Here is an 11,838-nt window from a genome sequence, read left to right as displayed (position 1 = left end):
GGGCGTGCCTGCGTTATCTTCCGCCCTATTCCCCCGATTTCAATCCCATAGAGATGGCCTTCGCCAAGCTCAAGGCCATTCTACGAAAGGTCGCTGCTCGGTCTATCCCGAAGTTGTGGGACGCTGTGGCCCTGGCCATTGAGCAATTCGCACCACAGGAATGCGAAAACATGTTCGCACATGCCGGCTATGATACGTAACCGCAATTATTCGGAAAACGCTCTAGCGATTCCAATGCATGGTATTCCTGATGCGGAGCAACAAGCAGGTCAGATCAGAATTGCCAAGTCAACTAATACAGCCGGTGGCGCGATTAACGTCGGCGACTAAAGTATCGTGTGATCGATCCAGTTTCGGTGTGCCGAGGGTTCTTACCCTCCTCCACGGGTCGATGTCATGCGGCGACGGGGCCGTCCTCCGGTGTCTGCAACTCCTCGAAGCCGGTTATGAGCTGCTGCACGCGCTTGTTCAATGTTGCGATGCTCTCGGACGTACGGTGAAGCTCCTGCAGGAGTTTTGCAGACTCGCCATTGGTGCGTTCCTGTGGTGCGCTTCCAATGCCGGTAAAAAGCCAGGTCGGGCTCACACCCAGAACTCCCGCCATCATGGCCAGGCGATTGCTCCGTGGCTCGGAGCGGTCGCACTCCCACGCGCTCCAGCTTGAAGTCAGGACCCCAAGGCGCCGCGCCGCCTGTGCGGTAGAAAGCCCCGTGAATTCGCGCGCAAGTGATATCCGTCCACCCAGCGTGTCGGCGGAAAGGTCGGTTGTCGGATGATGGGTCATGATTCCGGTCTCCTTTTGAGAAAATGAAGCTATTCACCGGCTAGCTTCCGTCTGCCGTTCTGAGCAAGCTGACGGCGGCGGATGCCGCCGTCAGGAGTGCGTTCGCGGTCAGTTGGCGGCGGTCTTTGCCTTCTCCACCCATTCGCTGACGAGATCGCCATGGGTCTCGATCCACTCGCTCGCGTGGCGCTGGATGTCTTCGGTCTTGCCTTCGCCGTCATTCATCTTGGCATTCTGGGCGAAGATGTCCTCGATCGGGATCGATACTTCCTCGAGCAGCGCCTTGGCCGCCGGATTGTCCTTGAGGAAGGCCGAATTGGCGACCGGACGAATATCGTTGGCGGGGAAGCCGAGCTTGCATGGATCCTCGACACAGCCGGGGACCCCTGGACGCGTCGCCGCTGCCTCAAGGTTCTTCTGGTCCTCAGGCAGATCCACCTTCGGAACTTCGATCCACATCACGTCCGTGCCGGGCTTGAGCGTGTTGACGGTCCAGTTGGACGTCCAGGTGTAGAACAGGATCGGCGTGCCCTGCTGGTGGGCCGCGACCGCGTCGGCCATCGAGGCGGCGTAGCTGGCCTTGATGGGGTTCACGTGATCGCGAAGCCCATAGCCTGACAGTTCATCGGGAGAACTGGAGGTGACATTGACGCCATCGGTCAGGATCTCTCCAGCGCTGGGCTTGATAAGCCCATTGATCATGCGAACCAGGGTGGATTTGCCGAAGCCGGACAGTCCCATGACGACGAATATCTCGCCTTCGGCGACGTTGAAATTGACGTCGTTGACGCCAACAGTCTGGCCGGTCTGTTCGAAAATCCGATCTTTCCCCTTGCCCTCATTGAGAAGCGCCAAAGCTTCAGCCGGGTCTTCTCCAAAAATCTTGTAAAGGTTATTGCCAGTTATTTTAATAGACATGAATCCGTGGGAAATGTGTGCAAGATGAAAGGCGCAATATCGCATAAGTGCATCGACAGTGTTGCCAGCACAAAACGCGCGACCGTCATTGTAAGACGGCCACCATCGCAAGCGGGAATACCAATTTTGCATCCCCAGAGCCCCATATGAGGAGGCGTTTATACGGACATAAAACTCTCGGGGCAACCCTTGGCCGTGAAATTGATTGTGCTAAAAGGGATTTCCTCGTGCGGGACTCCAAACACAAGTCGTCCTGAAGCAGGGGGAGATCGGAAGGGATTCGCTCTTCCGCCTCAGAAAAATGCCCGGCCTGTTCCAAGGGATACGCGGCGTTTTCAGTCCTTGGGTCTATGGTCAGAAGATAAAACCAATAGCAGCTCAAGTTCATACATTATAGGACCCGTGCCTGGATTCGCCTGTCCAGCCGCGATAACGCCAGGGCTGACTGGTATGTGTGGGCCGACGCCAAGCCGGACGGCACGCCGCCCAATAACCGGCTGGCGATTTTCGGCGGCTCCGCGTGGCAATGGGACACGCGGTGTCAGCAATATTATCTGCACAACTTCCTGGCCGAGCAGCCAGACCTGAATTTCCACAACCGTGCCGTTCAGCACGCACTGCTTGACGTGACCAAGTTCTGGCTGGAGCGCGGCATCGATGGCTTTCGCCTCGATACCATCAATTTCTATTTTCACTCGCAGGGGCTGGAGGACAACCCGGCCTTGCCTCCGCACCCGCGCAACGACCAGACCGCGCATTCGGTCAATCCGTACAACTATCAGGACCACCTCTACGACGAGAGTCGCCCGGAAAACCTCGCCTTCCTCGAACGATTGCGCGCTGCTCGATGAATATCCGGCAGCGGCGGCGGTCGGCGAAGTCGGGACTCACAGCGCGGGTTAGTGGTGGTCGCTGTCTACACCGCCGGCGAAAAACGTGTCCATATGTGCTACGCTTTCCACTTCCTGGCACCGGAGAAGATCAGCGCCGCCAAGGTTCGCGGCGTGCTCGAAAGCTTTGGCCGCGTGGCCAGCGACGGCTGGGCGTGCTGGGTCTTCTCTAATCACGGCGTAATGCGTCATGCCTCGCGCGGGGCCGCCGGCGAGCAAGGTGTGACGGCCTATCTGAAGGTGATCTCAGCGCTGCTTTTGTCGCTCCGCGGCTCGGTCTGCCTCTATCAGGGCGAGGAACTGGGGCTTCGCGAGGCCGACCTTGCCCATGAGGATCTGCGCGATCCGTACGGCATCCGCTTCTGGCCGGAATTCAAGGGACGCGATGGCTGCCGCACACCGATGGTCTGGGATGAAAAAGCTCAAAATGGCGGCTTCTCCAATGCAAAACCGTGGCTCCTCCCTGCCGAATATCTGGCGAAGGCGGTCAGCGCACAGCAAGGCCAGGCGGGGTCGCTGCTGGAGCACTACCGGCGTTTTCTGGCCTTCCGGCGCACGTCCGGCCCTGATCAAGGGCGACATCAAATTTGTGGATTCACCCGACGGCACGGTCGTGTTCACCCGCTGCGAAGGCAATGACCGGGTGCTCTGCACTTTTAACCTCTCTCATTAGACGACCACGCTGGACCTTGGTGCAAGCTACGCTCTGCAAGCCCTGAGAGGACACGGCTTTGGCGCAGAAGCGGAAGTCGGAAAAATTCACCTTGGAGACTACGAGGCCTGGTTCAGCCGCATCGGTTGATCACGCGCCTGTTGTGATCTTACCCGCTGGCCCCGGAACTTGAGAAAACTTCTGCTTGCATTCGCTCGATGGCGCACCAAAGCTTCGACGGTGCCGCTTTCAAACCTTGGAGCGGGAGACAACGGGAGGAGGATATGCAGCAGTTCGGAACGCTTTCCGTATCTATTACACAGACGCTGACTACGCTGCCTGCCGCGTTCGCCGCTTCGCCAGCGCCTGCCGAAGGCCAGAACGGCATGGTGGTGACGGCCCAGTATCTGGCCTCGCAAATCGGCATCGTGTTAGTCATCCGATTTGCGGCCGTTCATCGAGACCTTGAAGAAGCGGCTCGGATCCTTCGTTTCTCGGCTTCCGCTGAAAGCTGAGCCCTTCTGGCATATGTACGGTGGATGTCGGAACGGCGAGTTCGGCTCCATGCTTGTGAACGATGCCGGCAATTTTCAGCAGGACGTCTTCCTTGATCGACATGAACTCGTTGTAATCGGTACCAGTAGTGAACGCATAGAGGAGCAGTTTCAAAGCGTATTCGCCGTAGGAATCCATCTGGAAAACGAAGAAGTCGTGCTGGAGACCGGGGTGTTCCGAGAGCATCTTGTTGGTATCGGCAACGATGGTGCCCACTTTGTCGATATCCCGGTAGCGGATGTGGACGTATTCCTCGATGCGCCGTGCAGTCATGCGTGAGTGGTTGATCAAGACCGCGGTATTGAACAACGCATTCGGCACATAGAAAGGCCGACGGTCGAAGCCCATGACGCGCGTCGCCCGCCAGCCGATCGACTGCACCTCTCCCATAACCTCGGTGCCCGGCATGATGATCCATTCTCCGACTTTGAAGGGGCGGCTGGCATAAATGGTCAGGCCGCCGAACAGGTTGGCGACGAGGCCCTGCGCGGCGAAGCCGATCGCAATGCCGCCGATGCCGCCGAAAGCGAGGATGCCCGAGATGGAAAAGCCAAGGGTCTGCATGCCAACCAGGATTGCAGTTATGATAATGGCGGCCCGTATCAGCTTTCCGATTGCATCAGCAGCCGTGGGATCGATTTCCTGACCTTTTGCGCGTGAACTCTCCCGAAGTCCGATCTCGATCCGCGCTACGGCCTGCAAGAGGAACCAGACAACAACCGCAATCACGGCAACGTCACGGGCTGGGGCAAAGACCTCCGAGAGGAGGCTGAAGCTGCCGTTACGGGTGAGGAAACCGACCGCCAGGGTGAGACCAATGATCCAGACGACACCGTGAACGGGAGAATTCAGGGACTTCAGAACGGCGGTGCGCCAAATATTATGCGTGGCTTCGGCGCGACGAATGAATGAGCCGAGTATCTTCTTTATGATGCGGTTGAGTATCAGCACGCCCAGAATGATCAGAAAGGCGAAGGCTATATTTGTCCAAAGGACATAGTGATCCGAGAACCATGCCTGCACGTCAGTAAAATTCATATCGGATCATCTCGTTGCCAGTGTGCCTAGGTGGCATGACTGGAACATCGAAACGCGAGGGTCAAGGTTGGCTGACGGATTAGGTCAAAAATGGGTGCAGGAGGTTTGTGGGTTCACGGCTTGGAGCCGTTTTCTTCTCGAGCGCCTGGACAGTAGGGGCGTCTGAGGGTGGGTAGGCTCCCGTAAAAACAGAAGATCCCCGCCAAATTTCTGGCGAATGATAGCCTCTGTTCAATTGCAGGCTTTGGCGGTTTCCGGCTCGTTCCAGCCCGCCTTAATCGCTTCTACGCGCATAATCTTTGCAGGACGGGAGATCGACGGCCGCTCATCGAATATGTCTGCCACCGCCAAGGCGCTGTCCAACGTCATGTTGGCATCCCTCTTGGGCACTTGGCATTGTGGGAAGGCCAGGCTTCACGGCCTGGGCTGGCCTGAAGCAGATCGGCGCGCCCAAGCCCGGCGAGACAATCGCTGTAGCTGCCGCGACGGGCCCGGTTGGTGCGACAGTGGGGCAGATCGGCAAGCTCTTGGGCTGCCGTGTGATCGGCATTGCTGGCGGTCCCGACAAATGCGTCTATGCGGTTAGCGAGTTAGGTTTCGATGCATGCATCGACCATAAGGCCCCGGACTTTGCTGAACAACTCGCCAAGGCCAGCCCCGACGGCCTCGACATCTATTTCGAGAATGTCGGTGGCAAGGTGCTGGACGCGGTCATCCCTCTTCTGAACCCGAATGCGCGCGTACCTGTGTGCGGACTGGTATCGCAATACAATGCGACCGAACTACCCGCAGGGCCGGATCGGATGAATTGGCTGATAGGCCAGATTTTGCGCAAGAAGATCAGGATGCAAGGCTTCATCATCTTCGACACCTTCAGCCATCTCTACCCCGAATTCGCCAAGGAGATGGGCGGCTGGGTCGCAAGCGGCAAGATCAAATACCGCGAAGAGTTCATCGACGGCCTGGAAAACGCTCCGGAAGCTTTCATTGGCCTTCTCAACGGCAAAAACCTCGGCAAGCGCGTAATCCGCGTCGGTCGGGACTGAGAGGAACAGAAGCAAATCTTGGTGGTGCTGACTTCGTATGGTCAACTAGCCTTCTGCATACCGTTGAAGAGCCAACCACCCGGTTCGGCGGTCATGGGCGGGTCATTCAGGGCTTGCGCGCTTCCTTTCGGGATAAGGGGTCAACCCATTTGACAGGCAGAAGATAGTATATAGCTCGTCAATATCTTGGGATGACCCTGAGTGATCATTCGCGAAAATGGTCAAATCTCTCGCGATCGCCGAGCCTGGTTTGCTACTCCAACCGTGCCGGATCCTGAAAGCCTGGATGAATTCTTCTGGCGTTAAGACCATGCCAGCCCTTCCAATGCAACGCAGCCGAAGTTGGTGACGCAGAGATAATAGCCTCGAATTAGTAACAGGCGATGTCATTGCCGAATAGCCGGCCGCGCGTTTCGAGAAAATTACATCGGGTTTCGTTAACCTGGGACCTACGGCGAGACAAATGCGCCGCAGATGGGCACAGCAAACGCGTAATAAAATTACGCGAGCGGTGAAATTTGGCCCAATCCATTCGCCAGCTGCACGATACGTCTCCAACTGCCATGCTAACCCAAGTTCGGCATTGCAAATTTCTTTTGCGACGTTCTGGAACCTGCGAAAATCGGATCAATCCGGATGGCTGGAACGCACTTGTGGCCATGGTTGAAGATTCCCGTTGTGGGTCAGTTGTCCCGGTTCTGGTTCTTGGAAATTCATGCTCGCAGAGCGGTATGGATGAGCTGATTCCGGCTACGGATTCAGCTCGCCATGCAACTGAGCGCTGGCTGCGCCTACAGATGCGTACTGCTGGGTTTTGCTTGACACTCACTGATGTTCTTGTATTGTTCTCGTACTGCAAGCCCCTCGCAGTCGGCCCTGCCTTCCCCTGTCCCCAACGTCCCCAGGCAGGGCCAATCCCTTCTTATGAAGGACGATCTCCTCAATGTCCGACAACGTCCTGCCTCAGACCAAACACCCGAAGCTGATCGTCGTCGTCGCGTTCGACCGTGGCGAGGATGGAACGAATTACCTGTCCACCCATTGGTTCTTCCGAGCAGCCCTACGCTCGGTAGCATTTGGAGGCACAGTTGAAAAAATTCATATCAGCACTTTGCGCGGGATCAGTTAGCTTAGCTTTTGGGATGACTGGCGTCGCTCCCTCTGTCGCGGGTCCGGTTGTGCCTATGAACCTGATGACCACGTCGGGCGTTCAACCGGACTTCCAAACGATCCAGTACAAGAAGCGATTGAAGAAGCGCCCCAGACATCGATCCCATGTCAACCGTCGAGGCCATTGGAAAGGATATTCAGGTCGGCATCACCATCGGCACGGCTATCGCCGTCACTCAGATGGTTTCTGGTATCCCCTGGCAGCGTTTGGGCTAGGCGCAGCCATCGGCGGGGCAATAGCCAATCAGCCGCAGCGCGGCAACGCACACGTTCAATGGTGTTACGGTCAGTATCGCAGTTACCGCGCCTCGGACAATACGTTCCAGCCCTATAATGGGCCGCGCAAACAGTGCCGCTCGCCATATTGAATCGGGCCTATCGGCGTGGAGAAGGCGGATTTCGGGCCGCCTTTTCTATTCATCAGCGGTGATGTGCCGGACATGGAGTAAGCCTACATTTTGGAGCGGAGAGATTGTAAAATGACTGCGATATCTAGGCGTACGAAATTTCTGCCGGTCTTAGTGCTGCTGCTGGCGGTCTTTGTCACTGGATGCGTCTACTTCGGCATCATACAGACCATTCTCGCCGTCGCGTTTGTCGCCACCGCAGCTATGATTTCTACGTTCCTGATTGTGGCGGCATCCAGAAACGCTTATTGACCACAGACAGCACCGAACTATCCCCATCTTCCGTATCGCCATGGGCCTCGGCAACGATCAGTATGCCTATGTAACGTTGATCGCCATCAACTACGACGCCAGTGAATATTGCCTAGCCGCCCCACGAACGAGGAGGCAAAGAGCAGACCACCGCGTAAGCCGGAGCCGAACGAGCGAGATCGAGGAGGGGGCCGCGAGAGCTTGAGCAGGAAGGCAGCGGTCAGGTGGGAAAGGCTTCGCGACGCTTCATCGCAAACGGCTGAGATCCGCGGCGCGGTTCTCGACGATGGCCTCCATGGAAAAGAAACCCGTCACCGTGGCCAGATTGAAATTGGTAATGAGCCGCTGGTAGAAGGCGTCGTAGCCGGCCATCCCGCGCGTCACCACCTTGACGAGGTAGTCCCTGTCGCCGCCGATCCGATAGAAGTCGATGACTTCGGGAAGCCTTATGACATGCTTGCGGAAATCGCCCGCCCATTCCTTCGAATGGTGGCGCGTGCGGATCATGACAAAGACGGTGAGATCCAGGCCAAGGGCTGCCAGATCGATGGTCGGTCGTGCGGGTGCCGCGAACGAGACCGCAGGCATTGAGCTCCTGCAGCCTGCGCCAGCAGGCGTTCTGCGACAGGCCGACCTGGTCAGCCAGATCGCGTTGCGAGATTGCGAGGCATGAGAGCGGCGTCGTAATTGCTGGCTTGACAATGACCGGGCAGCCGACCGCGATAGCTGGTGCAACCTGATGGACGATCAGGTCCAGCGGATGATTGAAGGCCGAGATCGCAGATATGCTTTGCGCCACCACGCACGATGCATAGCCGCTGAGCGGAATGTTCACGATGTATGGGCGCTTTCCACGTGGCCCTGACCTCATGACTGAAACTGATCCGCGAGCGCCCACGGTTGGTCTGAAGATCCCCGGTCGGCCGTGGCGCTAAATCCGCTATGAAGGAGTTGCCGCATTATCCGTTGGAGCCTCCGATCAACCCGGCGCGGTTCAGAAATTGGCGGAAAATGCGACCTGAGCGGTTCACGGTAACACATGGATCGAAGGGCGGCACGGGATCATTCAAAGCGACAGACTGACCATTGCCGCCCTCAAGGGCGCACTCCAAATCGAGGGAGGGTCAACCTAAAGTTGCCCATTTTCGTTGGATCGAACAATTCTTAACTGAAAACAGTTGTTTCGTGCAGAGCGCACATCGACGAAGCTAATATCAGCGCGGTCCAAAAGTGCGGTGGCGAAAGCTGGAACGTCTTCTTGGGCTACGATCTTACCAGTTCCGTAGCGAATACGGTGATCGTTGGTATAGCCCTTCAGGAGGCAATCTGGACTGGATCCGAGGATCGGAGGAACACCTTCGCCTGACCAAGCCTCACAAGCATCAGCGCAAAGGAAGATCGGCCCGGTCTCCGCATAGGGCTGGGGTTCGGGGAAAGGGCGATATGCAAGGATCAACATGTCGGCGCCTTCCGGTATTAAATCCAGACAATGGCGGCATGGGTTCCCTTCGCCATCCGACACCGCACGCTCTGGCAAACAACCATATGCATCAGGTTCGCCTGAGCGTAGCGCCCGCGCCTTGTGACTCGGTATTGGGAGAAAGCAAATTTTATTCATTTTTGTCCCCTTTTTTGGTTACGTGGGCAGGATCAAGCGACCCGAACGTGCTTTAGCTCAGAGAGCCCAGTCTGGTGTACAAAGAGGTGTCACCAAGAACGGGATCAAACCACCCGCTTCTTGCGATCAAATTTGATCGTGCAGAGCGCTCGCTGTAACAAAAAACAGGGCCGCCAGTGTCTATCCAGCGGCCCTGTTTCTTTGAATGGATAGGCCTCGTTATAAGCCGAAAGTCACCATTCCTCGTTCATCGATCGCCCAAGCCGGATTCCATGCGATTTCCCAGGCATGGTCGTCGGGGTCGGATATGTATCCGCGAAAGCCCCCGTGCGGCGGAGCATCCGCTTCTCGGATCATTCGACCGCCTGCCTCTATCAATCGCTCCATCACGGCGATGACATCGTTCCGCGCAGGCACATTGTGCCCCAGCGAGAATGCGCCCGGCGCAGAAAGTCCAGTCCGCCCCATATCTTGCTCAAGCGCTGGTTTATTGAACGTCCCAAGGACGAAGCCATTCATCTTATAGAATATGATCTCGTCGTTTTCGAAGATCGGAGTCCAGCCAAAGCCTTCCGCGTAGAACCTACGCGAGCGGGCCAAGTCCATAATACCAAGTGTGATGACGGAAATCTGTTGTTGCATATCCAAGTCCCCTAGTCGCCACGCACGATTGCATAGCGTTCAAGGTCTTGGGCCGCCGCACATGCGACGGAAAGACCCGCGATTTGCGGGGGTCGAGCCAACCGCATCGACCTAACCTGTTTCAGACGGCTCCGAAACTCTCAGATTCATGCACAGACGGCAAGGACAAACAGCACGAACAAGCTATAGGCCTAAGCTGCCACCTTCGGCTTACGGCCACGCTTCACAGGTGCTGGTGCAGCGGTCTCGACAACCTTGGGCTTGCGGCCGAGGCCCATTTTCTTGGCGAGGGCCGAACGGGCTGCAGCGTACGCGGGAGCAACCATCGGGTAGTCCGTTGGCAAGTTCCACTTCGCGCGGTATTCGTCTGGAGTCATGCCGTGATGGGTCATCAGGTGGCGCTTCAACGACTTGAACTTCTTCCCATCGTCCAGGCAGATAATGAAGTCGTCATGAACCGACTTCTTCGGATTCACCGCGGGCTTCTGGGTTTCCACTGCAGGCTCGGCCGCCGCTCCTGTCAGGCCTGACAGCGACTGATGAACCTGGGCGATCAACGAGGGTAAATCGGCAACGGGAACTGGGTTGTTGGAGACATAGGCAGAAATCACGCCAGCCGTAAGCTCGATGATTTCTTCGTTTTTGATGTTAGGCATACACAGTTCCAGTCGCTTTTTTGGGGATGTCGGCTACATATAGTCTTATCTGACCCGATGCAAACCGGAGACCACCCGTGTACGGCCGATACACCCGATATCTGACGTAGAGAGAAATACATCGCCTCTATAGGTTAACAACAGATTGGGAGAAAGGCCGCAATGCTGCCGCTCGTTACAATATCACACCGACCCAGACCGTCGATTTTGTCTCTCCCGACGGCAGATAATTGTGTTGACTGGTCATTGGATCGGCGACCCCAATGAGCCGCCGGTTGAGAGCGAGTGTCGTCGTCAGTCCGGCAGCGGGATGTGCTCGGCGCGGTCGGTTTCGGGCAGGTCGAACCGGCCCTTGCCCCAATCCTGGGCACGCCACTGGTTCTTCGCTTCTTCGATCCGCTTCATCGAGGATGGCAACGAAATTCCACCAGACGTAGCGTGGCCCGTTCAAGGTCGCGCCGCCGAGAACCATCATCCGGCCTGCCTCGAATTCTTGCCCGGCGACGCTGATCGATCCCTCGGTGATGTAGATGCCGCGATCCTCATGGTCGTCCGGCATCGGAAACAGCGCGCCGGGCGCAAGTTTCACGTCGGCGTAGAAGGTGTCGGAATAGAGCGTCGCCGGTGCTCTTTCTCCAAAAGCGTTCCCGAGTATCAGCCGCGCCTCGATGCCATCCCCTTCGATAACAGGGAGGCTCGCCTTGCCGTGATGCTCGAAGATAGGCGCCATGTCTTCATGGGTGTCCGGCAGAGCGACCCAGGTCTGGATGCCGTACAGGCTATGCGGTCCGCTGCGCCCTTCGGCCGAGGTTCGTTCGGAGTGCGTGACGCCACGCCCGGCGACCATCCAGTTCAATGCGCCCGGCAGGATGACCTGATCAGTGCCGAGACTGTCACGGTGGTGGAAGTCGCCGCGATAGAGATAGGTAACGGTGCCAAGCGCTGTCGACCTTATCTCGGACGTTCGGGTTCCACTTCGCGAACGGCTGATAAAGGCCAAAGGCGACATATAGCAGTGGGAAGCCGAGTACCGGAACTCGCCCAAGCGACCACAGCCAAGCTAAGAGCCACGAGCGAGAGAATTGCGCCCGCCCAGTTCGGAGACGGCATTGCGGCTTGCAGCGAGGAAAGCTAGGTTTCAGACATAAGGCGCCTTCTTCAAGAATGGTCGATCTGCCGGGGATAATATAGGAACGCCGCAGCCGGCAAT

At 57.2% G+C, this 11,838-nt stretch carries 12 protein-coding genes and 4 pseudogenes; 6 read left to right on the top strand and 10 right to left on the bottom strand.

Going from position 1 to position 11,838, the window contains the following annotated elements:
* Nucleotides 1-200, top strand: a 200-nt coding sequence (locus ACX3P1_RS27090) for a transposase (RefSeq protein WP_459082750.1), incomplete at its 5' end; no start/stop codon positions are given.
* A gap of 194 nt (nucleotides 201-394) precedes the next feature.
* Here the strand turns inward: ACX3P1_RS27090 and ACX3P1_RS27085 are convergent.
* Nucleotides 395-784, bottom strand: a complete 390-nt coding sequence (locus ACX3P1_RS27085) for a helix-turn-helix domain-containing protein (protein WP_459082748.1) — start codon at nucleotides 782-784, stop codon at nucleotides 395-397.
* Nucleotides 785-892: 108 nt separating this feature from the next.
* Nucleotides 893-1,639 (bottom strand): glycine betaine ABC transporter substrate-binding protein, encoded by a 747-nt coding sequence (locus tag ACX3P1_RS27080; protein ID WP_459082746.1) that lies wholly within the window; start codon nucleotides 1,637-1,639, stop codon nucleotides 893-895.
* Between the two features lie 482 nt (nucleotides 1,640-2,121).
* Here ACX3P1_RS27080 and ACX3P1_RS27075 point away from each other — a divergent pair.
* Nucleotides 2,122-3,394 (top strand): annotated as a pseudogene (locus tag ACX3P1_RS27075) (alpha-amylase family glycosyl hydrolase); the annotation flags it as partial.
* A gap of 285 nt (nucleotides 3,395-3,679) precedes the next feature.
* On the opposite strand, the gene ACX3P1_RS27070 reads toward ACX3P1_RS27075, so the two are convergent.
* Nucleotides 3,680-4,837 (bottom strand): mechanosensitive ion channel family protein, encoded by a 1,158-nt coding sequence (locus tag ACX3P1_RS27070; protein WP_459082744.1) that lies wholly within the window; start codon nucleotides 4,835-4,837, stop codon nucleotides 3,680-3,682.
* Nucleotides 4,838-5,068: 231 nt separating this feature from the next.
* Complete coding sequence (locus ACX3P1_RS27065) at nucleotides 5,069-5,206, bottom strand: hypothetical protein (RefSeq protein WP_459082742.1); 138 nt, start codon at nucleotides 5,204-5,206, stop codon at nucleotides 5,069-5,071.
* Between the two features lie 29 nt (nucleotides 5,207-5,235).
* On the opposite strand from ACX3P1_RS27065, the gene ACX3P1_RS27060 reads away from it, so the two are divergent.
* From ACX3P1_RS27060 to ACX3P1_RS27045, 4 genes are all read left to right on the top strand, one after another.
* Nucleotides 5,236-5,883, top strand: a complete 648-nt coding sequence (locus ACX3P1_RS27060) for an NADP-dependent oxidoreductase (protein WP_459082740.1) — start codon at nucleotides 5,236-5,238, stop codon at nucleotides 5,881-5,883.
* Nucleotides 5,884-6,826: 943 nt separating this feature from the next.
* Entirely contained in the window at nucleotides 6,827-7,012 is a 186-nt protein-coding gene (locus ACX3P1_RS27055; RefSeq protein ID WP_459082738.1) for a hypothetical protein, read from the top strand.
* 13 nt (nucleotides 7,013-7,025) lie between these two features.
* A complete protein-coding gene (locus tag ACX3P1_RS27050) occupies nucleotides 7,026-7,421 on the top strand; it encodes a BA14K family protein (protein ID WP_459082752.1) in 396 nt (131 codons plus the stop codon).
* A gap of 111 nt (nucleotides 7,422-7,532) precedes the next feature.
* Complete coding sequence (locus ACX3P1_RS27045; protein ID WP_459082736.1) at nucleotides 7,533-7,712, top strand: hypothetical protein; 180 nt, start codon at nucleotides 7,533-7,535, stop codon at nucleotides 7,710-7,712.
* Between the two features lie 246 nt (nucleotides 7,713-7,958).
* Here the strand turns inward: ACX3P1_RS27045 and ACX3P1_RS27040 are convergent.
* The 6 genes and pseudogenes from ACX3P1_RS27040 to ACX3P1_RS27015 all read right to left on the bottom strand — a co-directional run.
* Nucleotides 7,959-8,415 (bottom strand): annotated as a pseudogene (locus ACX3P1_RS27040) (Lrp/AsnC family transcriptional regulator).
* A gap of 9 nt (nucleotides 8,416-8,424) precedes the next feature.
* A pseudogene (locus tag ACX3P1_RS27035) lies at nucleotides 8,425-8,583 on the bottom strand (hypothetical protein); the annotation flags it as partial.
* A 258-nt stretch (nucleotides 8,584-8,841) separates the two neighbouring features.
* A complete protein-coding gene (locus ACX3P1_RS27030) occupies nucleotides 8,842-9,330 on the bottom strand; it encodes a DUF1203 domain-containing protein (protein ID WP_459082734.1) in 489 nt (162 codons plus the stop codon).
* A 219-nt stretch (nucleotides 9,331-9,549) separates the two neighbouring features.
* Nucleotides 9,550-9,972 (bottom strand): VOC family protein, encoded by a 423-nt coding sequence (locus ACX3P1_RS27025; protein WP_459082732.1) that lies wholly within the window; start codon nucleotides 9,970-9,972, stop codon nucleotides 9,550-9,552.
* A gap of 191 nt (nucleotides 9,973-10,163) precedes the next feature.
* Nucleotides 10,164-10,628 (bottom strand): Ros/MucR family transcriptional regulator, encoded by a 465-nt coding sequence (locus ACX3P1_RS27020; protein ID WP_459082730.1) that lies wholly within the window; start codon nucleotides 10,626-10,628, stop codon nucleotides 10,164-10,166.
* Nucleotides 10,629-10,922: 294 nt separating this feature from the next.
* A pseudogene (locus tag ACX3P1_RS27015) lies at nucleotides 10,923-11,568 on the bottom strand (pirin family protein); the annotation flags it as partial.
* Nucleotides 11,569-11,838 lie beyond the last annotated feature (270 nt).

The organism is Mesorhizobium sp. A623 (genome assembly GCF_054489405.1).
The sequence above is the reverse complement of the archived record's forward strand: the minus strand, read 5'-3'. Positions and strand labels throughout refer to the sequence as shown.

Bases quoted from the DNA above. Each gene is read 5' to 3' on its own strand.
- ACX3P1_RS27025 (WP_459082732.1), bottom strand. From the start codon at position 9,972: ATGCAACAACAGATTTCCGTCATCACACTTGGTATTATGGACTTGGCC.
- ACX3P1_RS27050 (WP_459082752.1), top strand. From the start codon at position 7,026: ATGACTGGCGTCGCTCCCTCTGTCGCGGGTCCGGTTGTGCCTATGAAC.
- ACX3P1_RS27020 (WP_459082730.1), bottom strand. From the start codon at position 10,628: ATGCCTAACATCAAAAACGAAGAAATCATCGAGCTTACGGCTGGCGTG.
- ACX3P1_RS27070 (WP_459082744.1), bottom strand. From the start codon at position 4,837: ATGAATTTTACTGACGTGCAGGCATGGTTCTCGGATCACTATGTCCTT.
- ACX3P1_RS27065 (WP_459082742.1), bottom strand. From the start codon at position 5,206: ATGACGTTGGACAGCGCCTTGGCGGTGGCAGACATATTCGATGAGCGG.
- ACX3P1_RS27045 (WP_459082736.1), top strand. From the start codon at position 7,533: ATGACTGCGATATCTAGGCGTACGAAATTTCTGCCGGTCTTAGTGCTG.
- ACX3P1_RS27085 (WP_459082748.1), bottom strand. From the start codon at position 784: ATGACCCATCATCCGACAACCGACCTTTCCGCCGACACGCTGGGTGGA.
- ACX3P1_RS27030 (WP_459082734.1), bottom strand. From the start codon at position 9,330: ATGAATAAAATTTGCTTTCTCCCAATACCGAGTCACAAGGCGCGGGCG.
- ACX3P1_RS27055 (WP_459082738.1), top strand. From the start codon at position 6,827: ATGTCCGACAACGTCCTGCCTCAGACCAAACACCCGAAGCTGATCGTC.